Source organism: Ureibacillus sp. FSL W7-1570 (genome assembly GCF_038593265.1).
Taxonomy (GTDB): Bacteria; Bacillota; Bacilli; order Bacillales_A; family Planococcaceae; genus Ureibacillus; species Ureibacillus suwonensis.
The window spans coordinates 1,853,116-1,875,862 of sequence record NZ_CP151979.1 but is presented as its reverse complement, the minus strand read 5'-3'; the positions used below and the strand labels follow the sequence as shown (position 1 = coordinate 1,875,862).

General features: G+C 37.5%; 27 protein-coding genes and 1 pseudogene. 19 read left to right on the top strand and 9 right to left on the bottom strand.

The window, feature by feature from the left end:
• The first annotated feature begins 74 nt into the window (after nt 1-74).
• Nucleotides 75-371 (top strand): hypothetical protein, encoded by a 297-nt coding sequence (locus tag NST13_RS09410; protein WP_100664556.1) that lies wholly within the window; start codon nt 75-77, stop codon nt 369-371.
• 472 nt (nt 372-843) lie between these two features.
• On the opposite strand, the gene NST13_RS09405 is transcribed toward NST13_RS09410, so the two are convergent.
• The 5 genes and pseudogenes from NST13_RS09405 to NST13_RS09385 all read right to left on the bottom strand — a co-directional run.
• On the bottom strand, nt 844-2,010 hold the full coding sequence (locus NST13_RS09405; protein ID WP_342580492.1) for an IS256 family transposase: 1,167 nt from the start codon (nt 2,008-2,010) through the stop codon (nt 844-846).
• 214 nt (nt 2,011-2,224) lie between these two features.
• On the bottom strand, nt 2,225-2,794 hold the full coding sequence (locus NST13_RS09400) for a manganese catalase family protein (protein ID WP_141601949.1): 570 nt from the start codon (nt 2,792-2,794) through the stop codon (nt 2,225-2,227).
• Between the two features lie 29 nt (nt 2,795-2,823).
• On the bottom strand, nt 2,824-3,087 hold the full coding sequence (locus NST13_RS09395) for a spore coat protein CotJB (RefSeq protein ID WP_141601936.1): 264 nt from the start codon (nt 3,085-3,087) through the stop codon (nt 2,824-2,826).
• Nucleotides 3,084-3,308 carry a spore coat associated protein CotJA gene (locus tag NST13_RS09390; protein ID WP_141601935.1) on the bottom strand — a complete coding sequence of 75 codons (225 nt, stop codon included), beginning with the start codon at nt 3,306-3,308 and terminating at the stop codon, nt 3,084-3,086. Before NST13_RS09390 ends, NST13_RS09395 begins: the two co-directional genes overlap by 4 nt.
• Nucleotides 3,309-3,560: 252 nt before the next feature.
• A pseudogene (locus NST13_RS09385) lies at nt 3,561-3,917 on the bottom strand (ATP-binding cassette domain-containing protein); the annotation flags it as partial.
• Between the two features lie 219 nt (nt 3,918-4,136).
• Here NST13_RS09385 and NST13_RS09380 point away from each other — a divergent pair.
• Nucleotides 4,137-5,129, top strand: coding sequence for a lipoate--protein ligase (locus NST13_RS09380; protein ID WP_342468388.1), 993 nt, complete (start codon nt 4,137-4,139; stop codon nt 5,127-5,129).
• Nucleotides 5,130-5,308: 179 nt separating this feature from the next.
• Here the strand turns inward: NST13_RS09380 and NST13_RS09375 are convergent, their stop codons facing one another.
• Nucleotides 5,309-5,839: an ECF transporter S component gene (locus NST13_RS09375; protein ID WP_342462921.1), complete on the bottom strand. Its 531-nt coding sequence runs from the start codon at nt 5,837-5,839 to the stop codon at nt 5,309-5,311.
• Nucleotides 5,840-6,048: 209 nt separating this feature from the next.
• Between NST13_RS09375 and NST13_RS09370 the strand changes: the two genes are divergently transcribed.
• Complete coding sequence (locus NST13_RS09370; protein WP_342462920.1) at nt 6,049-6,546, top strand: GNAT family N-acetyltransferase; 498 nt, start codon at nt 6,049-6,051, stop codon at nt 6,544-6,546.
• A 266-nt stretch (nt 6,547-6,812) separates the two neighbouring features.
• Here NST13_RS09370 and NST13_RS09365 read toward each other — a convergent pair whose 3' ends face one another.
• Nucleotides 6,813-7,550, bottom strand: a complete 738-nt coding sequence (locus NST13_RS09365) for an SDR family NAD(P)-dependent oxidoreductase (RefSeq protein WP_141601932.1) — start codon at nt 7,548-7,550, stop codon at nt 6,813-6,815.
• Nucleotides 7,551-7,927: 377 nt separating this feature from the next.
• On the opposite strand from NST13_RS09365, the gene NST13_RS09360 reads away from it, so the two are divergent.
• Entirely contained in the window at nt 7,928-8,410 is a 483-nt protein-coding gene (locus NST13_RS09360; protein ID WP_342468390.1) for an N-acetyltransferase family protein, read from the top strand.
• 85 nt (nt 8,411-8,495) lie between these two features.
• Here NST13_RS09360 and NST13_RS09355 read toward each other — a convergent pair whose 3' ends face one another.
• Complete coding sequence (locus NST13_RS09355) at nt 8,496-8,843, bottom strand: hypothetical protein (RefSeq protein WP_342468391.1); 348 nt, start codon at nt 8,841-8,843, stop codon at nt 8,496-8,498.
• Nucleotides 8,844-9,131: 288 nt separating this feature from the next.
• Here NST13_RS09355 and NST13_RS09350 point away from each other — a divergent pair, with 288 nt between their 5' ends.
• The 7 genes from NST13_RS09350 (at nt 9,132) to NST13_RS09320 (ending at nt 14,593) form a co-directional block, all read left to right on the top strand.
• The gene (locus NST13_RS09350; RefSeq protein ID WP_342468392.1) at nt 9,132-9,659 is read left to right on the top strand and encodes a sigma-70 family RNA polymerase sigma factor; all 528 of its coding nucleotides are present in this window, start codon (nt 9,132-9,134) and stop codon (nt 9,657-9,659) included.
• Nucleotides 9,660-10,430 (top strand): hypothetical protein, encoded by a 771-nt coding sequence (locus NST13_RS09345; protein WP_342580491.1) that lies wholly within the window; start codon nt 9,660-9,662, stop codon nt 10,428-10,430.
• Complete coding sequence (locus NST13_RS09340; protein ID WP_342580490.1) at nt 10,417-11,253, top strand: hypothetical protein; 837 nt, start codon at nt 10,417-10,419, stop codon at nt 11,251-11,253. The genes NST13_RS09345 and NST13_RS09340 overlap by 14 nt, the downstream gene beginning before the upstream one ends.
• Nucleotides 11,234-11,962: a hypothetical protein gene (locus NST13_RS09335; protein WP_342468395.1), complete on the top strand. Its 729-nt coding sequence runs from the start codon at nt 11,234-11,236 to the stop codon at nt 11,960-11,962. Before NST13_RS09340 ends, NST13_RS09335 begins: the two co-directional genes overlap by 20 nt.
• Nucleotides 11,959-12,834, top strand: a complete 876-nt coding sequence (locus NST13_RS09330) for an ABC transporter ATP-binding protein (RefSeq protein WP_342468396.1) — start codon at nt 11,959-11,961, stop codon at nt 12,832-12,834. The genes NST13_RS09335 and NST13_RS09330 overlap by 4 nt, the downstream gene beginning before the upstream one ends.
• A gap of 379 nt (nt 12,835-13,213) precedes the next feature.
• Nucleotides 13,214-14,320 carry a hypothetical protein gene (locus NST13_RS09325; protein ID WP_342580489.1) on the top strand — a complete coding sequence of 369 codons (1,107 nt, stop codon included), beginning with the start codon at nt 13,214-13,216 and terminating at the stop codon, nt 14,318-14,320.
• A 117-nt stretch (nt 14,321-14,437) separates the two neighbouring features.
• Nucleotides 14,438-14,593, top strand: coding sequence for a DUF1540 domain-containing protein (locus NST13_RS09320; protein ID WP_342468402.1), 156 nt, complete (start codon nt 14,438-14,440; stop codon nt 14,591-14,593).
• 156 nt (nt 14,594-14,749) lie between these two features.
• Here the strand turns inward: NST13_RS09320 and NST13_RS09315 are convergent, their stop codons facing one another.
• Nucleotides 14,750-15,007: a hypothetical protein gene (locus tag NST13_RS09315; protein WP_342468403.1), complete on the bottom strand. Its 258-nt coding sequence runs from the start codon at nt 15,005-15,007 to the stop codon at nt 14,750-14,752.
• A gap of 449 nt (nt 15,008-15,456) precedes the next feature.
• On the opposite strand from NST13_RS09315, the gene NST13_RS09310 reads away from it, so the two are divergent.
• From NST13_RS09310 to NST13_RS09275, 8 genes are all read left to right on the top strand, one after another.
• Entirely contained in the window at nt 15,457-15,849 is a 393-nt protein-coding gene (locus NST13_RS09310; RefSeq protein WP_342580488.1) for a hypothetical protein, read from the top strand.
• Nucleotides 15,850-15,955: 106 nt separating this feature from the next.
• Complete coding sequence (locus tag NST13_RS09305; protein ID WP_342580487.1) at nt 15,956-16,690, top strand: hypothetical protein; 735 nt, start codon at nt 15,956-15,958, stop codon at nt 16,688-16,690.
• 19 nt (nt 16,691-16,709) lie between these two features.
• Nucleotides 16,710-17,318 carry a DUF3267 domain-containing protein gene (locus tag NST13_RS09300; protein WP_141601930.1) on the top strand — a complete coding sequence of 203 codons (609 nt, stop codon included), beginning with the start codon at nt 16,710-16,712 and terminating at the stop codon, nt 17,316-17,318.
• Between the two features lie 183 nt (nt 17,319-17,501).
• Nucleotides 17,502-17,858 carry a hypothetical protein gene (locus NST13_RS09295; RefSeq protein ID WP_342580486.1) on the top strand — a complete coding sequence of 119 codons (357 nt, stop codon included), beginning with the start codon at nt 17,502-17,504 and terminating at the stop codon, nt 17,856-17,858.
• A gap of 199 nt (nt 17,859-18,057) precedes the next feature.
• Complete coding sequence (locus tag NST13_RS09290) at nt 18,058-18,567, top strand: type 1 glutamine amidotransferase domain-containing protein (protein ID WP_342468408.1); 510 nt, start codon at nt 18,058-18,060, stop codon at nt 18,565-18,567.
• A gap of 552 nt (nt 18,568-19,119) precedes the next feature.
• Entirely contained in the window at nt 19,120-20,340 is a 1,221-nt protein-coding gene (locus NST13_RS09285; protein WP_342580485.1) for a Fic family protein, read from the top strand.
• Between the two features lie 310 nt (nt 20,341-20,650).
• Nucleotides 20,651-21,109, top strand: coding sequence for a GNAT family N-acetyltransferase (locus NST13_RS09280; RefSeq protein WP_342468411.1), 459 nt, complete (start codon nt 20,651-20,653; stop codon nt 21,107-21,109).
• A 217-nt stretch (nt 21,110-21,326) separates the two neighbouring features.
• Nucleotides 21,327-22,322: a helix-turn-helix transcriptional regulator gene (locus tag NST13_RS09275; protein WP_342468412.1), complete on the top strand. Its 996-nt coding sequence runs from the start codon at nt 21,327-21,329 to the stop codon at nt 22,320-22,322.
• Nucleotides 22,323-22,747: the final 425 nt, after the last annotated feature.

Here is a 22,747-nt window from a genome sequence, read left to right as displayed (position 1 = left end):
AGGAACTGGTGTTGCCGCGGTATGGTTAGGGGCTAGTGCTGCTGCTGGTTGCTTACGATAGTAAGGGGGATAATATGAGCAAAAGTGACTTTAAAGCATTTCTGGGTGGAAAGGTAGATATTTTTTCTCGAGGCACTTTTCAGCAACTCACTTTTCTAATTATCTTTTCTCCCCTTTTCACAAGCATGTTTAAGGAAAAAGTTTTGCTTTATGCCATCTTTGTTTTATTAATTACAATCAGTAATTTGGGTGTTGAGTATTTTGCTATAACAAAAAAAGGTCCTAGTCCTAAAAATTATATAGGATTGTTTTTGTTAATTAGTCTCCCTATCAATATTATAATTTTGTTGATTTTTTATATCATGCCTTAATAAGTATTTTCAAAGTAATGACCCTATAATTTATCATTTTATAAAAAAACGCCTAGCAGAATGAAGTAATCCAAAAGAAAACACCTCCTGAATCGAATGTATAACTCCATTCGATTTGTGGAGGTGTTTGTCGTATGGGGACAAGAGTTCATATGATTTAACCGTCCTTCTTTTTTATTTAGGCTATGTTAATGACTATTGTTGATAATAATTTTTAGAGTATTCCATCTTCAACAAACCTGCCCCGTTAGTTAACCAAGAAATCGTTCCACAACTTTTAAAAAATGAGCACTTCAAATTTTAAATTTCGTCAGGTACCGTCAAGAATTTTGTGTAATGTAAATGGGGTAGGGTTTCTCTGAAATGGATTTGAATTGATAGGGGACTGATTTTCTCCACACAGGAGACTGAATATTCAGTCTCCTGTGTGGAAAGGGAGAATCCCCCTATTTTGTTTATTTACAGTATTTGGTTAATGATAACGTTCTTCAAACATTCGCTCGAGGGCTTCCTGCGCTTCGGCAAATCCTCTTAACTTTCGCCCTGCCCATTTCTCATTAAAATCTTGGATGGTCAAATACACGACTTTTTCCGCGGCTTCTAAACTGCTCAAACTGTTCATCGGCTTTAGACGTTTCCGAATCTCTTTGATCGTTCGTTCGATGACATTCGTCGTGTAAATCACACTTCGAATACTGCTTGGATCATCCATAAATGTAAGGAGGACATCCAACTCATTGGCCCAAGATTGAACTTCTCTTGGATATTTGCTGGACCATTTCGACTCAAACTGTTGAAACATTTGTAACGCCATCTCCTTATTCGGCGCGCGATAAATCAGCTTGAGATCCTCGGCCACTTCGAATTGGTCTTTTTTCCGAACACGGCTGAGGGTGTTGCGGACTTTGTGCACGACACAGCGCTGCACATCGGCTTTCGGATACACCGACTTAAAGGCTTCCTCCAGCCCCGGTAGTCCATCAAATACGCCCAGAAGCACTTCCTTTACGCCTCTGTTGTATAGTTGTTGAAGAATCTCCTGCCATCCATAGGTGCTTTCTTGTCCTCCCACAAAGAAATCAAGAATTTCGCGATATCCTTCTTCGTTCACCCCTAACACCACATAAACGGCTTCTTTCTCCACGGTTTCGTGACGAAGTTTTACGTATAAACCATCCAAATATAAGACGGAATAACGCTTGTGCAGTGGACGAGTGTGCCATTTCTCGATGTCTTCTTTCACGACATCGGTAATACGGCTGATCGTCGCTGGAGAATAGGCATTGCCTAAAATTCGTTCAATAAACTTGCCAATTTCACGCGTACTCATGCCACTTTGATACATCCTGATGATGGCTTCCTCCAGCCAGCCGGTGTGGCGTTGGTAAGGAGCGAACAATTGGGTTTGAAATTCTCCGTTTCGGTCTCTAGGGACCAAAAGACCTTCAATCCGACCATATTGCGTATCTAGATTTCGTTGATAGTAGCCGTTTCTCATATTTGATGTTCCGGCCTGTTCTATTTCGAGGAAATTCTTGATTTCTTCCCGCATGATCAGTTCTAATTTTTCCTTTACAAACTGACGAATGACACTTTCCAGTTGATTTGCCCAGTCGACATTCGGTATACTTTTAGACATAGGTAGGGTTCTCCTTTCTCTGGAATGTTTGGGTTCAATCAGAGAATACCCTACCTTTTTTCTTTTGGTCTAGCAAAATGCTTTACACAAAATTTTATACATCATCATTGGATAAAAGCAGATTTATTATATATCCAGAAAAAATATACAAATTGATTAAAATAAAACAATCAAGTTGAAAATCCAACTTGATTGTTTTAGATAGCATTTACTTTTAAAAGAATTTTTTTGTATTCCGTTCTTCTTTGAGGATTTCGACGGCCTCTCTGAATCGGAGGGAGTGGACAATTTCTCTTTCCCTTAAAAATTTCAAACTGTCATTTAAATCCGGATCGTCAGACAAATCAATGATCCACTGGTAGGTTGCGCGAGCTTTTTCTTCTGCGGCAATGTCCTCGTACAAATCGGCGATCGGGTCGCCTTTTGCCTGAATATATGAAGCGGTAAATGGTACGCCGGACGCGTTTTGGTAGAACAGGGCTTTATCATGATTCACGTAATGATCCGCCAGCCCCGCCGCCTTTAATTGTTCCGGTGTCGCATCTTTTGTCAGTTTGTAAATCATCGTGGCAATCATTTCAAGATGGGAAAGTTCTTCGGTCGCGATATCCGTTAATAGGCCGACCACTTTATCCGGAAGGGTATAGCGTTGGTTCATATAGCGCAATGCGGCTGCCAACTCCCCATCAGCGCCTCCATATTGTTCAATTAAATACTTTGCCAGCATTGGATTGCAGGTACTTACCTTCACCGGATATTGAAGCTTTTTTTCATAATACCACACCATTTGTTCCTCCTAACGAATATAGGTGATTAAACCTGCCAAGGCCAAGGGGTATCCACCCAATTAAACGGGTAATTCGAAAAACTTTTGCCAAAATTCATCAGCGGCCCGAACTTCTTTTCAAATTGTATTTTCAATTTCATACTTTTCTCAGTGAAGTCATTGAATTGCTTGATGGCTTCAAAATCGTTAGGGTGAGTATCCAAATATAGGTTCAACTCCACAATGACAAAATCGATCGCCTGAATTTCCTCCAGCATCCGATAATACTCCGGGGGCATTGTTTTACTCACGATTTTTCATTCCTTTTTTGTGGATTTGGATAAGGACTGTAAAGCTGAGGCCATAATGTACCGTGCATCAATGCTTCTTTCGCGGTTGGAAATTGAGGTAATCCAATTGGTTGGAATGCTATATAAAGTTGAGGGGGAGTAGAATAGCTTTTGATTTTGATAGGGGGACAAGGATCGTGTGGACTGACATAAGGGTACCAATATTTATATTGGGTAAACAAAAAATCCTCCTCTCCGTATTCTGCTTATTAATGTATGGCGATGATGTTTTAAATATGATGATGCCTTAGTGAAAAAAGGATGTACACTATCAGGGATTTTCACGTAAGTCTACATATGAATGGAGCCATCTTGATCATCCGTTTTGTTCTCTCCTTAGATTGAAAGTGTGGACAACTTTTCAATTCAAACTGAGAGAAGAAACGGAGATAAGATGGCCCATCAATTCAGCTGTACAAGATTTTATTAGAGGATCAATTTATATAACTGAATGCCTTATCGTCTTTTTCCAATTTAAAATGATTGATCCGATAGACTTCATCACATAGCAACGTGATGTCTTCGTGGTGATGGCTTGTCAATAGGATGGTTCTTCCTTCCTCTTTAAATGATTTTAATAATGCCCGCACTTGCTGTACACTATCATAATCCAATGCATTGAACGGCTCGTCCAGGATAAGTATTTGCTGGTTTTCCATGATGGCCTGGGCAAGGGCCAATTTTTGTTTCATTCCCAGTGAATAATTTCTCACTTTTTGTTTTATGTCCGGACGCAATCCGACAAGTTTCATACTCTGCACAATATCTTCATCCGTTATTGGAGAAATAATAGATAGAAGAAATGCATAGATTTTGGCCTTTCTTCATTTCTTTTACAACATTCATCCAACCAGATGAAATGCCCAACCTTATTTCAGAAAGTGTTGAACCGGAATCTATCTAGCAAAATTTGCAATGGTTGAGGAAAAATTCAATCATACTAAAAAAATCAGTATGAGCCATTTTTCGTGTAAAATAGATATGGACAATTTGCATAGGAGGCTACATAGATGTATTTTGTTGATAATAAAGGCATTACAGACCCAAGGGTGAACTTGGCGATTGAAGAATATCTTATAAGAAACATGGATATTGAGCAGGATGATTTTTTGCTGTTCTATATTAATCAACCGTCGATCATTATCGGCAAAAATCAAAACACATTTGAAGAAATCAACACAGACTACGTTGAAGAAAATGGCATTATTGTCGTTCGTCGGCTTTCCGGCGGTGGAGCGGTGTACCACGATTTAAATAATTTAAACTTCAGCTTTATCACAAAAGACGACGGAAACAGCTTCAGCAACTATAAAAGATTCACGCAGCCTGTGGTGGACGCGTTGGCAAAATTGGGGGTAAAGGCGGAACTTTCCGGCCGCAATGACATTTTAGTGGAAGGACGGAAAGTGTCAGGGAACGCGCAATATGTAACGCGCGGCCGTTTGGTCAGCCACGGTACATTAATGTTCAATTTGGATCTGGATGCGGTGACGAATTCGTTGAAAGTGAAGCAGGACAAAATTGAGTCCAAAGGCATCAAATCCGTACGTTCCCGTGTTGCCAACATCATCGATTTCCTGCCTGAAAAAATTACCGTTGAACAGTTCCGGATGGAAATTTTGAAATCCATTTTCGGCGGCGAGGAGAATATCCGATATTATGAGTTGACGGAACAGGATTGGGAAAAAATTTATGCTTTGTCGGAAGAACGCTACCAAAAATGGGAGTGGAACTATGGAAAATCCCCGCGCTTTAATATGCAAAAGCAGAAACGCTTCCCATCAGGGGAAATTGATATCCGTTTGGAAGTGAACAAAGGCATCATTGAAGAAATTAGGATTTTTGGCGATTTCTTTGGCATGGGGGATGTAGAAGAAGTCGAGCAACGTTTAGTTGGGGTCCGCTACGCTTATCAAGACATTGAAGAAGCATTGGCGGATGTCGAAATCCCTACATACTTCGGAGGCGTGACGAAGGAAGATTTCTTGCACTTGATTTATTAAGATGAAAAACACAGAAACAAAGGGATTTTGCCTAATCATCAGAATTTGGATCGATAGGCAAAATCCCTTTTTATATTTCCCAACAGAAGATATTCGGAATCGCTGTACTATGAAACTCATTTTGTGGAAAACGGGTTATTAAAAATGGGAAATATTGAATGAACATTTTCCATACACAATTAATTATTACTGAGAATCATTTTGTCATACAGTTTATGAATTCCGCATTTCCAGCATAAAATCATCCCTAATATGGCGCCGATTGCTCCTTGTGCGATTTCATATGGAAGTTTCAAAATGGCGTATTCCAAAGTGGCATATACATAAATTTTTCCAAGGGTATAACCTGTTACCATGATGATGACACCAATCGTTACACCAATCCCGGAAGAAAGGATTGGTTTGCTTTTCAGCACCTTGTGGGAAAAAAGCGAGATGACAAAAGCTTGCAGTCCATGAGTGACAAGTGAAACGAACATTGGAGGCGGATAAAAAAGAAAATCCCCGAGAAATGATCCGAAACCTGCCACGATAAGGGCTTCAATAGGGTTAAGCAGGATGGCTGCAAGAACAATGGCAATATCAACGAAATACAGATGTCCTCCAGGAACAGGGAGTCCAAAAGAGCTAAGGGCTACAATCATAGCCATAAACATGGCGCAAGTTGTCAAACGTATGGTTGTTATTTTTCCGGATTGAATATGCTGCATTGAGGGCCCTCCTTCTATTTCTGATATTCTAAAAATTAACATCATAGTGGCAATATTAAAATAATCAGAAATATAAAATTTATATGGTCAGATGATATGCTATTTTTTAAAAGATAAGATGGAAAAATATGCAGAAATATCCTTGAAAAACACTTGGAATAATATGGTAAACTATTAACAATAATTGATTGAAAGGGGGAATAGAAAAGATGATTACTTTAAGAAATGTACATTCCGAAGATCTGCAAGATTTGTTGCGCATTGAAAATGAAGCTTTTTTGAAGAAAGAGGCCGCAACGAAAGAAGCTTTTGAAGAAAGGATTCAAATGATTCCCGATACGTTTATTGTTGCGGAAAAGAATGGGGAAATTGTCGGGTATATTAATGGGCCGGTGATTCAACAACCGTACATTACAGACGATCTGTTTAAGCGGATCAATAGAAATCCGGAAAAAGGTGGCTATCAAAGCATTTTGGGGGTAGCCGTGGATAAGCGCGCCAGAAAACAGGGAATCGCCAAAATCCTGATTAGGAAAATGGAAGAACTGGTGAAAGAAAATGAAAGGGAAGGAATTACTTTGACATGTAAACTGGAATTGGTTCCTTTTTATGAGAAACTGGGATTTGCAAATCATGGCATATCCAAATCACAACATGGCGGAGTTGTATGGTATAATATGGTAAAAATGAAGGAAGATATAAAATAGTATTGCCCATCCGTTTTAGGGATTCAGTGATTATCGGCAATAAAAAAGTGGCAAAACAGCTCGGAAGTGCAGGATTTCAAAAAGGAAATGCCGCAACATACTCTACTGAAAGTGCAGGCTATTGTCGTTGTGAGTGAAAATATCATCACACCTCATACTCTGATAGATGAACCGGCATTTATACGGAAAAGATTGTCAAAATGAAAATAATAAATAAAAGGTAGAAGGGATTTGACCCTCCACCTTTTTTATAGAAATGAATTGCCTTATTGCGCCGTATAGCCACCATCAACAACCAGGGCGCTTCCGGTCATGAAGGATGAATCATCGCTTGCTAAAAATAAGACGGCTTTTGCAATTTCTTCCGGTTTACCCAAGCGTTTCATCGGTGTCGCCTCAATTAAACCGTTCCGATCTGTATCCCCTAAAATTGGAGTGTCTATAAATCCAGGGCATATCGCATTGATCCGGATATTTCGGTTAGCATATTCCAACGCAATGGAACGGGTAAAGTTGACAACCCCGGCTTTTGCTGCATTGTAGGCGGCACTTCCTGCGGCACCTACCAAGCCGTACATCGAAGCGGTATTAACAATGACACCGCCGCCGGATTGTAAATATTCTTTGATGGCTGCACGTGCAAACAGAAATACACCGTCCAAGTCAACGGCAATTGTTTTCCGCCATTCACTGAATGGAAGTTCATCTGTCGGTTTCACAGCCCCAATACCGGCGTTGTTGAAAAGAATATCAACTTTGCCGAAAGAGGCTTTTGCCTTTGCGAATACATTTTGAACATCTTCTTCATTGGTTACGTCCGCTTGTACAAAAAGCGCTTCTCCGCCTTGATTTTTTAATTCTTCTTCAAAGGCTTTTCCTTTTTCCTCATTCACATCAACAATAACAACTTTTGCGCCTTCTTCCACAAAAAGTTTTGCGGTTGCTGCGCCAATTCCTGAAGCTCCACCTGTAATGATTGCTACTTTGCCGGTTAATTTGCCCATAACATCAAACCCCCTTTTTATTCAGTATAGCTTATTATGTAAGGGTTTTCATAAAAAGATTAAAGTATTGTTGATTTGTAAAAAAAATGATACATAAGTCCCCCTTTGCAATAAAGAAGCTCATATTTTTTAACAGAAAATAAGAGGAATTTGATAATATGGTTAAAAAGAACTCCAAGATGAAACATCCTTACATGCATTGGTAATTGAAGAGGATTCCACCATGTGGGCACCAGTAGGATAGGGTTTGAAAATAGTCTAGCTTTGCAATTCGGGAATTCCAGTTCGAAAAAAGCAGCGGCTGATGTTGATTGGGAAACATTGAAATAACTATTCAGGCAAGGATCAATGTGTCAAAAATAAAGGGGTTATGTGCAATGATCAGATTTTTGGAAAAGAAGGATATTCCGGAAGTGCTGAAAATTTATCAATCAGGAATTGATACAGGCATAGCGACATTTGAAACAACCGTACCTTCCATGGATGAATGGGATAAAAAATATCATCCATCCCTTCGATATGTCTATGACGAAAATGGAACAATTTTCGGTTGGGTATCCATTACCCCCGTTTCTCAAAGGGAGGTTTATAAAGGTGTCGGCGAAGTGAGCATATATGTACACCCTGATGCCCAAGGGAAAGGGGTTGGTTCCAGGCTGCTATTGCATTTAATTGAACAAGCCCAACTCTCCGGGTACTGGATGTTGCAAGCATCGATTATCGAAGTGAATAAAGCGAGCATTCAACTACATAAAAAGTGCGGTTTTCGAATCGTGGGAGTCCGGAAAGGAATTGCCAGAAAAAATGGACAATGGAAGAACACCGTTTTAATGGAAAAACATTTAGTACTTGATTCGTAATAGATGGTCAGAACCGTTTACAACTATTTCTTCATAGTGGCACGATTGCTAAATAAAAAATCTCCTCAATCCTATGTAAATGTAATTATTTTAGCATTCCAGCCATTTTGAAAAGAAAGATCCCTAAACAAATAATAAACAGTGCAATAAACCCAAATCCCCATTTATTGTGGTAACCGATTAATAGCATCAGTGCCAATTGGAACATGACGATTGCAAGGCACGCCCAAAGAGCGATGATAATCGCGTCATGCCTGTCCGTTTCAAACAAAATGTTGAATTTGTTTATTGAAAAAAGCACCGCCAGCACAAAGGATATGGCAGCCGGGATCACGATGAAATCCCCGATTTTGCTGTGAAATACGAACTGGAAAACTTTTGATAGAACCGTTAAGATGAGAGCGATAATAAGAAAGAGGAAATATAAATTCACATTTTCACCCCGTTTTCAGATCCATTAACGGATAAAAAGTTAAGAATATCTACAATATTAAACTAAATATTTATATATGCCAAAGGCGAGAGATGCAGATAATGAAGATGTTTTAGCGCCGCTTAAACGATTTCCGGTTCCGGAAGTCGTTTTTTTTAGGAAAAGTATGGATCCATATACCGGAAATATTAAAGAAATTAACATTTTATACAAATTTCTAAAAAAGTAGAAAAAGTTTAAATCCTTTTCCTTATAATTTGTGTTTAAGAGGTAGATGGAGGTTTTGCCATGTTAGAGGATGATGGAACATTAATAAAGTCAATTTTGCTTGGAGATGAGCAGGCGATGGAAATGCTCGTCCGCCGTTACTACGATGAAATATTTAACTATATTTACCGTTTAGGCAGTTCATATGAGGAAGCGAAAGACATTACACAAGAAGTGTTTATTGCCATGTTGAAAGCTTTGCCTACATATAAAGAACAAGGAAGTTTTAAAGCTTGGCTTTTCAAAATTGCACATAACCATACGATGAATTCCTTTCGAAAGAATAAGCACTTCATTTCTTTTTCTATAGAGCATGAAAATGTAAAGGTGGGGGCGGATATCAGTGAACATATTGCCAATCAATCTGTCGTCAAAGAAATGTTGAATGCATTGCCTTATACGCAAAAGAACACCATCATTTTGAAATATATTTATGGATTTACAGCGAAAGAGATCGCAAAAATTACAGGAACCCCCATACCAACTGTGAAATCCAGGCTTCGGCAAGGTTTGGAAAAAGTGAAAAAACAGATGAGGGAGGGAAAGTAGTTGGAACAGAACAAAAATTTTGAGGATAAACTTGAAGCGCTTCTTCAAACATATCCATTACCCAAAATTCATGAAGGGGATAAGCAAGAAACGATTGACGTGCTAAAAACATACATGCCGATTCGACGGGAAAGAACCATCGTTTTAATGAAAGAACTAATTTGGAAAGCATTTATCGATTTGTTGTGGCATTATAAACGGCAATTATGTATGACCATCTTACTTATGTTTTTCATTTATACGGTACTTCCTTTAACAATGGAGAAATGGCTGTTCTTTATTTTCACATCACCTCTTCCTATATTGGTCATCGGTTGGCATTTCATGAATGAACAGACCGAAGATATGGTTGAATTGGAATGTACTTATAAATATTCTTTTCAACAAATTTTATTTTCCAAAATTGTCGCCATGACGATCAGCAGCATTGTCATTTACACCTGCACCGTGTTTTATATGATACTTATCCATCATGTAGAACTGTCATTGTCCATCTTTCGGATTGCAAGTTTGGGATTGACTCCCATTCTATTGTTTAGCTTAACATTATTATTTCTAAGCGTTCGATATCGGGATGTATTGTCCTGGACTGTGATTATACTCATTTGGATTTTCTTTGTTTTACTATCAATCTCTACATCAGTTGGAACGGTCCTTTTATCAATCAATTATTTGGTTTATTTCGTAATCAACGTTGTTTTATTGGCGTTGTTAGTCTTTCGGTTGGTAAGGGTTTGGAGAATGGAGAGGTTGCCTTATGAGTTTCATTAAGTTGGGGCTGACGGAAATGAAAAAATTGTTTCAACAGCCGGAAATATATATCGCTCTCTTTTTATGTACAGTCTATTACTATTTAGGTTTGCGGGATACCGGGGATTCCTTCAATCCGACTTCCGGATTATGGAGAGCAATGTTAGATGCAGTTCCTTGGTTCGGATTTTGGATGATTGCTGTATTGGTTGTAATTGGAAGTGCAAAATGCCTGCCAATTGAGCGGGAACAGGAAATGAATGAATTGTTATTGACGTATAAAAAGGGACAAGTCCAATTATTAATGGTGAAACAAGCAGTTATGTTCATTTATTGTGCCCTCATCGTTTCGTATTTTTATTTAGTCAGCTTTTTTACCTTGGTATCTAAATATTCTATCTCAGGGGCATTTAATCAAATTAAAGTCAATCCTCCTGTTTATTTCATCAATGCCAACCCCGATTGGACCTTTGCCCAACTTTTGCTTTTTCAGTTCGGCTATATGGTGTTGGCAAGCTATATTTTTTCGTTGTGTATACTCGCTTTATCCTTCTTTATAAAACGAAGCGTTTTTATCATGATGATTGCAGGAAGCGTTTTTGCGCTGGAAGAACTGTATGATAAATACTTGTGTTATTACACTGGATCAATGAAATTGGATGTTTATCTTCGAAATATTTATGATTATGGATTTAATGGGATGTTAGGTCATCAATACTTGGAAGGGTTATCACCATTCTCGGAAGGTGAAATATATATTCTATTCATGGTTTTTGCTTTGTTGCTATTTGCTTTTAATCTTGCCATTGGCAGGTGGAGAAGATATGCTTCTGTGGGAAATTAAGAAACTTGCAAAAAATCGGTGGAATCTTTTTCTTTTTGCGGCATTGATGAGTTTTTGGGGGATTCGGCTATATTTTGCCGCACAAAAGGGGGCAGATCGCTTTTTTATGACATCAATCAGCTTTTGGCATTTAATAGGTTCATTGATGATAGGATTTATGATTCTATTTGTGAATACAAGATTGTTTTCCTGGGATGAAGAAGAGAAAGTGAAAGAGGCTATTCTGGCGACGAAAAGCGGAAAAGCCAGGCTGTTTTTATTCAGGATGCTGGCAAACGCTCTATATACAACAGGCATTGCGATTTTATTTTTATTCATTCAAGTCTTGGGATTCTTTATTTTCAACCGTTATGAAAATTTATCTATCACCTTTATAGTAGAGTGTTTGGAAAGTTTTCCTTATGTGTGGGCGGGGAGTGTATTATTTTCCGTTTTTGCGGCTTGTGTTTGTACGGTATTTCAATCCCACATGGTAGCCGCAGTTTTATGCGGAATTTTATTTGGAACAACTTACTTGTTGAGAGGCAATCTTCTTCAGCCGTATTCTTTGGAATGGTTTTTGGAAAAAGGATTTTTCTCGTACTTCATCAGGGCGAAAGACATTGTCCTTGATTCGCAATTTATGGTCTTAATGATATGGTATGGAATTTTCCTTGCAAGTGTTTTGGTGCTGACGATTACATTACAGATAAGGAGACACGAACTATGATGCTAAAAATCGAAAACGTCACTCATCATTATAGAGGGTTTGAAGCATTGAAAAATATCAATTGTGAATTGTCTCCCGGCATTTACGGACTGCTCGGTCCAAATGGAGCTGGAAAAACCACTTTATTGCGGATATTGGTTGATGTGATTGCTCCCTCAAAAGGCAGGGTTCTTTATAATCATCGGGATATTTCGGCATTGGGGGAACGTTATCGGGATGTTTTAGGATATTTGCCGCAGGAATTTCATGGATATCGGAATTTTACGGCCGAAGAATTTTTAAAATATGTGGCCAATTTAAAGGGGCTGGATAGACAAACAGCTGCGTCAAGGGTAGAACAGCTATTGGACATGGTTGGTTTGACGGAGGTACGGAAGAAAAAACTGAAAGGATTTTCGGGTGGAATGAAACGGAGAATCGGAATTGCACAAGCATTGCTGAATGATCCGGAGATTTTGATTTTGGATGAACCGACGGCAGGATTAGATCCCAGCGAACGGATACGATTAAGAGGCATCTTATCCAAACTTTCAAAGAATAAGATTATTATTTTATCAACCCATATTGTATCCGACATTGAGTATGTAGCGGATGAAGTGTTATTGCTCAAAAAAGGTGAACTGATTCAAAAGGCAACACCAAGCGCGCTGTTAGGACAATTGGAAAATCAAGTGTGGCGCTTACGTATTCAGGAAGAGGAATTGGAAAAATATTCAACAAACTATGCTGTATCGAATGTTCATCAACTAGGGAATGACATCGAGTTGCGCATTATTTCAGAGGAAAAACCGAATGAATCTGCTGTGAACGTGGAACCAAGAATGGAAGATATCTATGTCTATTATTTTGGAACACAAAAAGTTGAACTGTGAAGGAGAAAACGGATTTCACATTTAAAGTAAAAAGAGGCTGGGACAAAAGATAAAAACACCATTTTCTCCCGGGAGAAAATGGTGTTTTTTTGATAATTGAAGAAAATTGATTTCCGTTCCGGGGACGCTTTCCGCGGGCCCGGCTCGAGCCTCCTCGGAGCTCAATCCTTCGCTCCTGCGGGCTCTCGAGACTCGGGCTGTTCCCGCAGGAGTCGCCCCGTCACTCCAATCAATTTTTTACAAAAATTCTTTTTGCAGCTCGTTCACTTTATTAGTTATGTCCCAGCCTCTTCGCAGATATCCCGCTATCTATATCCGATATCCGGCTTAATTTGAAACGTATGTATAAACTCTTCCAAACATTTTTCACACAAATCAATTGAATAAATATATTGTCGCCTTTTTTCTGTTCAGCTTTCTTGGCTGGGTTTGGGAGAGCATTTATTGCACTATACGGGGACGGAAGTGGGCGAATCGGGGATTTCTATATGGCCCGATTTGTCCCATTTATGGATGTGGTTCGTTATTAGGGTATTTCCTATTTGATTTAATAAAAAACGGATATGTGCCAGATCTTGATTGGTGGATGATTTTTATCCTTGGTTTTATTGCCAGTATGATTTTAGAATATCCGACTTCCTGGATTCTTGAAAAACTGTTTAAGGCCCGATGGTGGGATTATAGCCGTTACCCTTTGAACATCAACGGCAGGACAAGTGTGCCAACATCCATCGGTTTTGGTGCTGCCGCCATTTTGTTGATGAAATGCCTGATTCCTTTGGCGGATCAATGGCTTACTTTGATACCTGAAACTGTATTGAATATACTGGCCCTTATCCTTGTTTCCATGATATCCATCGATACAACATTGACCGTTTCGTCACTGACCGATTTCCAAAAACGGGTTTCTTCCATAGATGAAGCCTTCCAGCATCGTATGACGGACATTGTGAGCCGGGTTTATAACTATCAAACCGCTTTTTTCAATAAAGCCATTCAACGCATTGTCGTTTTTGAACTTCCTGAACGGAAAAGCCGCATAGCCAAGCATCTCCGGGAAAAACAATTTATCGAACTGATCAAGGATTACTACAATTCGGATATGGCCGGACAGATGGATAAAAACTTCGAGCATGGTGCGACCACCACGCGGGAACATTGTGAAAATGTGGCCTGGATCAGTTATTTGATCAACGAAAAATTACATCTCAACGCGAACGAAAAGGAATTGGTGGAAGCGGCCATGCTTCACGATTTATTTCTCCATCAATGGAAGACGGGAGATGCTTCTGATGAAGCGGATCATGGGATGGCCGGCAATCATGCGGAAAAGTGGGATAATGAAACACTGCGGAGCCATATGTGGCCAATCAAAATTTCAAAAATCCCAAAAAGCAGGGAAGCGATGATTATCTATTTTGCCGATAAATATTGCACTCTCATTGAAACCATTCGGATGAATAAACGGTTTGGACTAAGAAATTAAGGCAGAATGTTTCAAAAAAATAACCTTAATACATGTTAAGAAAGCGGGTAAGGGAAATCAATAAAGTATGAACCCGCGGAAATTTGTCAAAGATTTCAATAGAGGAGGTGTGAAAAAATGACGCAAGAAATCCTTTGCGAGGTAAACAATTGCAAGTATTGGGTTGATGGAAACAAATGTTCAGCCGAAAAAATTTACGTAGTCAGCCACACTGGAAAAGAAGCGAACACGACCGAAGAAACAGATTGCAAGACATTCACACCGGAGAATTAATGTTTATTGCCGTCTCGAAAGCCGGACACTTTCTGGACGGCTAATTTTTTGTTTCGGCATTTAAGGAGCAGTGACTTATCAGAATGCGAATATTCTCGGATCTTTCAATTATAGTATTGATAATTAGTATCATTTTCATTCAAATGTTTGCGATTGTTATATTTTTCCTTGTGTACCAATATGGGGAATTCTGTGCTTTTTTATGATCGAATGAGATTTTTCCAATTTATCTTCAATGTAATCCAAAGAAAAACAGCCGTATGGATCCGCAAATTCACCGATTGCGCGGGACAGGTTGTCAACTACAACCCTTAAATCCTCAAACTGCCTCTGGTCTTCCAAAGAATTGATTTCATACATAATTTCATGGGCAAGGTGTTGAATCTTTTGAAGACGCACTTCTTTTTCCTGCACACATTTCCTCCTTTGCTTGGCATACAACGATCATTATATGGCGGAAGATTGAATAACATGAAAATACTTAGATAAAAAGGTAAAAGCATTGACTGTTTGGAAAACGGCTGCTCGATTATTTTCAGGCTGTTAATATAAAACATTTTCCAAAGTCAGTTAATCGCCAATCTGGATAAGAAAATCGCCGATGAGAAGAACATAATCGCCAAAGGGAAAAGTATCATGCCAGATTGAAGTCCCATTAAGAGAAACAGATCACTATTATGAATAGGAAATTTCCAAAGTTCGTTTTGAAATAAATGTCAGAATTTTTTATTAGATAGAGATGTTTTAAAATGATTAATAGTGGTACAATTTTAGAAAAGGGTTGAAAATATTTTCTTCTCCTTGAAATTTAAGGGATATTTTGCAGTAAAATACTGAAAGGTTCCTTTTTAGCGGGAATAACGATGACGGATTTGAAAACAGAGGAGGGGTTGAAAGTGAGGCTTGCCGGCATCCTTTTTGGTGTAATAGCTGGATTATTCAGTATTGGCTTGTGGGTTATTTTTGTTTTTTATAATCCTTATTCATCCACACCAGTTGAAGGAAATACGGTGATGACGACATTTTTGATGTTGTGTCTCCCTGCGTTATTGGCAATCTTTTCTTCATTCATCCAAAAAGAGTATCTGATGTTCATCGCTTTTATTTTGTCCTTGCCAATAAGTTTTTATTTATTTGGAACACCGGGGATCTTCCGTTTGTTTTTTGCATCCTGCATTGCCTATTTCATCGGTTTCCTTCTCCTGTTTTTTTCCAGGAAAAACAGAGTGCAGTTCTTTAAATCAGAAAAGCAATAATGTCAATGACCTCCCTCTCTCAAACCAGGATAAATTTCGTTTTTTAAAAAAATTTAAATAAAAGTGACTTTCAAACAAACATAAGTAAGTAGAGGATATGGAGAAGATGAGAAGACTGAGAGATGTATTTTATATCAATGCCAATTTTGAAGAGCAATCTTTCATTTATTATGGCATGGAGTTTCAAGAATTTATCAAGTATTGCCCCGTGGAATTGGAAAATCTTTTAATTACGGACGGGCAATTTATTACAAACGGATTTAATTATCATTGGAACTTTGAAACAGCAGAGGGAAAAGAGGGGATTTTGGAACTGACGGAAGAAGACATTTACGGTTTAGGCAATTTCCATTGGATCGATTACAGCAATGAAGAAGATTTGAACCAGTGTACGCCGGAAGAGCAGGCGGAAGTGTTGTACTTATCGCACTTTTGCAAACCGTTAAAATCGCCTTTTTTTGACCGCATCAATAATCAATTTGTCTATCTGGCCCATGACGACGGATGGTTTTGCAAACTCTATTGCCGGGACCTTTCAACATTTAAAGAAATCATCGCCAATAAAATTATCGGGGCCGTTTCGACGAATAAAAGAAGAAAAATTTATCCGATGTCGGATGAGGTGAAAAATCAGCTCTTTGAATTCACGAAAGAAGGATTGCTGATCGATTTTTCCCATATTTTTCGGGATAGCCGCTCCGTCGGTTTATATTTTTACGTGATTGGCCACTACAAAAATATGGATGAGATGTATAACAATCTGGAACGAAACAAACAAAGAGCAAAAGTGAGAGGTTATTTGGAACATAAAAATAAACAATGGAAAATTGATATTTGTTAATAAAAGCGGGTTGAGGGAAATGAAATTCGTGAGGAAATTGCCCAATGTGGATCCTGTTAAACACGAAGAGCTGATTCGGGCGCAATGGCATCCTTTAAAAGAACCAAAAACTTTTCTTGGAGCATTTTTATTATCCATCCCTTTTATGGTGATTGCGGTATGCATTTCGTTTTGGATTATCAAAACCTTTTCTGGCATTTCGCTTAGTGAGTTTGGGATTCATGATGACCGGATCCGTTTTTCGATTCCTATCAGTTCATTTTTATGGTTGCTTCTTTTATTGGTGCTGCATGAATTGCTTCATTTAATTTTTATACCAAATTTTATTCAATCGAAGAAAACCTATGTGGGAATAAATGGATTTGGAGCGTTTGTCACAACAGAAGAGAAAATAACCAAATCGAGATTTATTCTGGTTACGGTAACGCCTTACCTAATCATTTCAGTCCTGTTCCCGCTATTATTGGGGAAATTTGGCCTGCTTACACCGGCATTCAAGTTTTTCATACTTTTAAATGCAGCGGCCTCTTCCATTGATCTGCTCACCTTATTTCTTATCATTTTTCAAGTGCCGACTTATGCGGTTTTAGTTAATAATGGGACGCGGACTTATTGGAAAATAAAATAACAGCTGATTAAATCCGGTGATTATTAAAATAAGCTTATATAAATGGAATTTGTGATCAAACCCTTGCAAAAGGGGTTTGATTTTTTATGTTTTTGCAGGGGTGGCTGCGCCTATATTTTTGATTTTTTGTATTCTACTTTCTTCTAAAAGCATATACAATAACTGGAAAGGGGGCGCGTGTTGATGAGAAATATCGGATTGTATATTTTAAGCCCTGTGTTATCGTTTATTGCCGGAATCTTCTCATACATGCTTATTTTAAAATGGGTGTGGAATGAAACGTTAGGCGGGGATTTGGCTGCCATCTTGTTTTATGGCGGAATTATCTTTTTAACAATCTGTTTTCCAATTTATTTAGGAGTTATCCATTTGATCGATAAATGGTTTCATCAATACAAAGGGCTTCTGTATCCTCTTGGCTGCATGCTTGTATTTTTTATACCGACATTATTTCTGAACCTTTTATTTGGAAGTTTTGATTTATTGTCGCCTGAATCAATGCTGTTCCACTCATTTTTGGGGTATGCCATTGGTGTCTAAAAAACACGTTCATCTAGCTGGAAAATCTTTTTGCGTGGTAATTAAAAAGTGGCATTCCCATAGGAAAATTAAAAACTATTGGATAAGGAAACGGATGAGATAATCGATTCAATGAAATTATAGGAAACTTCATATTTTGCAATTTTATACAAAAATAAATTATACTAATATTATAAGATTACTAATAGGAGGTTTTCTAATGGCAAAGGTTGCATTTTTACTTGCAAATAACTTCGAGGATTCGGAAATGAAAAATCCATATGAAGCGGTGAAAGAAGCAGGGCATGAAACAGTGATCGTCGGCTTGGAAAAAGGTGCGGAGTGCAAAGGGAAAAAAGGGACGGTTTCGTATACGGCGGATATCGGAGCGAGTGAAGCGAAAGCGGAAGATTTTGATGCGGTTGTCATCCCGGGAGGAAGTTCGCCTGAAGCATTGCGGGTCAATGACGATGTTGTCCGTTTCGTAAAAGAAGTCAATGAACAGGGCAAATTGATTGCCGGAATCTGCCACGGTCCGCAAGTAATGATCAGCGCGGATATTTTAAAAGGAAAAGCGGCGACTTGCTACATCGGCATTCGGGATGATGTAAAACTGGCTGGTGCAGACTATCGTGATGAAGAAGTGGTTGTGAGCGAAAACATCGTCACATCCCGGACACCAAAAGATGAACCTGCATTTATCCGGGAAATTTTAGAAAAACTGAAATAATTAATATGCTGGTAAGTGCAAGATCAAATTATAGTCTAATACTAGGTTGGATTCAAAATAAAAACCGAACGATACTGAATCTTTTTGTTATAGTAGAGATTCAAGTAATCGTTCGGTTTTTATTTTGGCAGTACACCTTTTCCAAACCCGTTTATTTTAAAAAGAAGAAGTCATAAAAAGCAAAATTAAAACATTTAGATAATATGTAAAAGACAATAATTCAATATTTATGGAACCCTGTTTATATTCAACTGAAAAGATATGTAAAAGTGCAATCTAAGAATAATCTTATTTTTTTCTGCCCATAATGGGATTGTTAACAATCAATAGGAGGCAGTCTTATGATAATAAATTGTCCTTCGTGTAATAGAAAGATAAAAATTAAAAAAAATGGTCATGGCAGATGTAAATGTGGAGCACATGTAAAAATAATCAAGTGAATTATAAAGATAAAAAAATCGAAAAAAATACAAATAAAAGTAGAATTTTTAAAATTAATATGTAAAAATATTAAAAAAGTTACATTTTCAGTGTCAAAAGGAGGTATGAATCATGAGATATTTATATAAGTTTTTCTATGAAGTAGAAAAAAATGAATTTGAAGATAAATATATACAAAGAATAAATTCAGATGCTGCCAAACGTTTAATGTTATTTATAAAACCAATGAATCAGCCAAAATCATTTCAACTATTCTATGTTCCAACTAATTATATAATTGATATTGTAGCTAAAATTTATAAATTATCCGGAGAATTAAATTTTATCTTTAATCAATTACCTAAAGTAGCAAAAGACCATTTCATTCTTGAATGTTTAGTTGAAGAATTATTTAATACCAATGAACTTGAAGGGGTAAAAAGTTCAAAAGAAGAAATTGCTAGAAGTGTTAAAAACATTAAAATGAATAAACATGTTAATAATAGATTTAATAGTATGGTAAAGTCATATATGAATTTAATTAATGGAAATACGTCGCTCCCTGCCAGTCCAGTAAATATAAGGAAAATATATGATGAAATAACTGAAGGTGAAATTGAGGAAAGTGAATTACCAGATGGAGAAATTTTCAGAAAAGAAGTTACACATGTATTAAAAAAATCGGGTACCGGTAAAGTTATACATAGAGGGTTAACTCCGGAAGTAAAGATTATAAATGAAGTAGAAAAATTATTAGTTTTTATGAATCAGTCTGATGAAGTTCCAGAAATAATAAAAGTAGCAATAGGACATTACTTTTTTGGTTATATACATCCTTTTTATGATGGAAATGGGAGAACTTCAAGATTTATTAGTAGCTTATATTTATCAAAAACATTAGGCAATATCCCCTCACTTTCTTTATCAAGGGGTTGTAACAAATATAAGACAAACTATTTAAAAGCCTTCGAAATTACTAATAGTATTGCAAATAGAGGGGAAATGAATTATTTCATTGATACATTTTTAGAAATTATTTTAAAAACTTTAAAAGAAATGCTTTTTGAATTAAAAGAAAAAGTTCAATTAATTGAAAGCGCTTATGATAAATTAACAAAAGATACTAGGATTAAAAAAGAAAAATCTTTTGAATTTATGTTTATTTTAGTACAAAATCATTTCTTTCATTTTAATGATGGTCTATCTGTTAAAGAACTGTCCAATGAAATGAATATATCTGAAGTAACTGTTAGAAAAATTGCAAAAGATTTACTGGAAAAACAATTAATTAAACAAGTTGGAAAAAGGCCTGCATATTATATCATTGATCCTATTTATTTTGAAGAAACCTGAATAGGTTGCTTTAATGTCTGTTACCCTTTAGTGATTAACCTGTAATTATAAGGCGAATTTTAGAAAAAATGTATGAAGATTTTTATAAGTAGAGGGAGATTCCGGCCACCCCTCTCCTTTTTTATGATAAAAAGTATCAGTGCATGTGAACTGTTTAACGTTTTTGATTAAGTATTAATTAAGCTTAAAAGCAGAGGGTTGCATTTTTCTATCCAATCCTTATTGGACCGGGATAGTGGATGGTCCCCATTATCATCGATGATGTGCGTTTATATGGCATAATAAAAAGATTATAAGATGGTGAAGTCTAATGATCAGAAAAATGAAAAAAGAGGATGCGGATATTTTCTATTATTTGGCGGAGCAATTTTATGCTTCTGATGCCGTACTGCATCCCATCCCGAAAAAACATCACATTGATGCGTTCAATGAAATCATGCGCTCCAATGTGTATCTGGAAGGGTATATTTTTGAATATAATGACCAGCCTGTCGGATATGCGATCACTTCAAAAATGTATTCCCAAGAAGCGGGAGGAATTATGCTCTGGATTGACGAAATTTATATTTTGGAGGAATATCGTTCAAAAGGATTGGGGAAAGAATTTTTCCATTATCTCAAAACAACACTTGATTCTTCAATTGTAAGATTGAGGCTGGAAGTGGAAAAAGAGAATGAAAGGGCCATTGAATTATACAAAAGTTTGGGTTTCGGTCCATTGGCATATGATCAGATGATTTTGGATATAAAAGATGGGTCAAGGAAATAAAATAATGGAACATCTTGGATACATCTCCTCAGTTTTTATCTGGAGGTGTTCTTTTTATAAGGAAAGAATACATATGAAAAAAATCCAGTAATCATGCGGGTTGCAACCGCCAGTTGACATATTTCCAATCCCGCTTTATAGAGTGCAACTGAACTTTTGAGTAGGATGTGATTGAACAAAGGAAAGACAATCAAAAAAATAAAAAAGGATGATGAACATGATATTAGCGGACAAAATTATTGAAGAAAGAAAGAGGAATGGCTGGAGCCAGGAAGAGTTGGCGGAAAAGCTTGGAGTATCAAGACAGTCCGTGTCCAAATGGGAAAGTGCCCAATCGGTTCCGGATCTTAACCGCATCATCAAGATGGCGGAATTGTTCGGAGTGACAACGGATTATTTATTGAAGGATGAAATAGAAAATCGGGAAACGCCGGAAGCTTTGACGGAAGTGGCGGAAGTGCCCGTAAAAATTCGCAAAGTCAGCATGGAAGAAGCGACGGAATTTTTAAAATTGCAGGAAAAACATGCACCGTTGATTGCCTTTGGGGTATCCTTATGCATCCTCTCTCCGGTGTTATTGATCCTTTTGGCAGGACTGGCGAACAGCAAGATCATTGGCATTTCGGAAAATGCCGCCGGCGGAATTGGAATTACCGCATTATTATCCATGATTGCCGTGGGCGTTTATATTTTTATTAAATGTGCGAATGAAGGGGAAAAGTATAAATATTTAGATAAAGAGGCCATTGAAACGGAATATGGAGTAAGCGGCATGGTGCGGGAGAAGAAAAATGCCTTTATGAGCAAGTTCAACTTATCGATTACCATTGGTGTCATTCTTTGCATTTTAAGCTGCTTGCCACTAATTATCAGCGGTTTTCTTATAGATGAAGTTTATATCATTTCGTCAATGGTTGCGTTACTTTTAGTCTTAATTGCGATTGCCGTGAATATGTTTGTAAGAGTTGGAATCATCCGCGAAAGCTATGAAAAACTTCTTCAAGAAGGGGAATACACATTAGGCAAGAAAAAATCATCGGTTGTGATTGGAAGAATCAGCGGTGCTTATTGGTGTGTGGTCGTTGCCATTTACCTTGCATGGTCACTCTTTAGCGAGAATTGGGACAATACGTGGGTTGTATGGCCGGTTGCAGGTGTTCTTTACGGGGCGTTCATATCCATCGTAAAATTGGTGATCAAAGCGGAAGAATAAAAACAACTTGGATCCCGGGTATCTGAAACAGAGCCCGGGATTTTTTTGCCATTCACCCGCAACTGTCATTAGCGATCGGTGTAAATATTGGTTGCTACCGATTATGTATGGATTGTTTATCCCGTAGAAAAGAGTGATACAGTCAAGGATACATCATGTCGGTGCCGACAGCAAATGACGCAACCGTTGATTGCATCCACTTTTGGCTTTCTGATTGACGATATTTTGCACGAAGAAAAGTGCCAGGAATTGAAGAGAAGGGTTCCTATTTTTAACAGCTGAAACACGCCTTTCTTACCAATAAAATTTTAATATTTAATTAAAAATACCTAAATACCTAAACAATAATACGAGAAAAAAGTTATAATATAAAAAAGACTTTAGATTCATAATATAGGTGGATTTTAATAAAAATTCCTGGTCTT

Bases quoted from the DNA above. Each gene is read 5' to 3' on its own strand.
- NST13_RS09300 (WP_141601930.1), top strand. From the start codon at position 16,710: ATGAAATTCGTGAGGAAATTGCCCAATGTGGATCCTGTTAAACACGAA.
- NST13_RS09295 (WP_342580486.1), top strand. From the start codon at position 17,502: ATGAGAAATATCGGATTGTATATTTTAAGCCCTGTGTTATCGTTTATT.
- NST13_RS09365 (WP_141601932.1), bottom strand. From the start codon at position 7,550: ATGGGCAAATTAACCGGCAAAGTAGCAATCATTACAGGTGGAGCTTCA.
- NST13_RS09370 (WP_342462920.1), top strand. From the start codon at position 6,049: ATGATTACTTTAAGAAATGTACATTCCGAAGATCTGCAAGATTTGTTG.
- NST13_RS09410 (WP_100664556.1), top strand. From the start codon at position 75: ATGAGCAAAAGTGACTTTAAAGCATTTCTGGGTGGAAAGGTAGATATT.
- NST13_RS09285 (WP_342580485.1), top strand. From the start codon at position 19,120: ATGAGATATTTATATAAGTTTTTCTATGAAGTAGAAAAAAATGAATTT.
- NST13_RS09305 (WP_342580487.1), top strand. From the start codon at position 15,956: ATGAGAAGACTGAGAGATGTATTTTATATCAATGCCAATTTTGAAGAG.
- NST13_RS09320 (WP_342468402.1), top strand. From the start codon at position 14,438: ATGACGCAAGAAATCCTTTGCGAGGTAAACAATTGCAAGTATTGGGTT.
- NST13_RS09290 (WP_342468408.1), top strand. From the start codon at position 18,058: ATGGCAAAGGTTGCATTTTTACTTGCAAATAACTTCGAGGATTCGGAA.
- NST13_RS09340 (WP_342580490.1), top strand. From the start codon at position 10,417: ATGAGTTTCATTAAGTTGGGGCTGACGGAAATGAAAAAATTGTTTCAA.
- NST13_RS09380 (WP_342468388.1), top strand. From the start codon at position 4,137: ATGTATTTTGTTGATAATAAAGGCATTACAGACCCAAGGGTGAACTTG.
- NST13_RS09360 (WP_342468390.1), top strand. From the start codon at position 7,928: ATGATCAGATTTTTGGAAAAGAAGGATATTCCGGAAGTGCTGAAAATT.
- NST13_RS09335 (WP_342468395.1), top strand. From the start codon at position 11,234: ATGCTTCTGTGGGAAATTAAGAAACTTGCAAAAAATCGGTGGAATCTT.
- NST13_RS09375 (WP_342462921.1), bottom strand. From the start codon at position 5,839: ATGCAGCATATTCAATCCGGAAAAATAACAACCATACGTTTGACAACT.
- NST13_RS09275 (WP_342468412.1), top strand. From the start codon at position 21,327: ATGATATTAGCGGACAAAATTATTGAAGAAAGAAAGAGGAATGGCTGG.
- NST13_RS09330 (WP_342468396.1), top strand. From the start codon at position 11,959: ATGATGCTAAAAATCGAAAACGTCACTCATCATTATAGAGGGTTTGAA.
- NST13_RS09350 (WP_342468392.1), top strand. From the start codon at position 9,132: ATGTTAGAGGATGATGGAACATTAATAAAGTCAATTTTGCTTGGAGAT.
- NST13_RS09405 (WP_342580492.1), bottom strand. From the start codon at position 2,010: ATGTCTAAAAGTATACCGAATGTCGACTGGGCAAATCAACTGGAAAGT.
- NST13_RS09280 (WP_342468411.1), top strand. From the start codon at position 20,651: ATGATCAGAAAAATGAAAAAAGAGGATGCGGATATTTTCTATTATTTG.
- NST13_RS09310 (WP_342580488.1), top strand. From the start codon at position 15,457: ATGACGGATTTGAAAACAGAGGAGGGGTTGAAAGTGAGGCTTGCCGGC.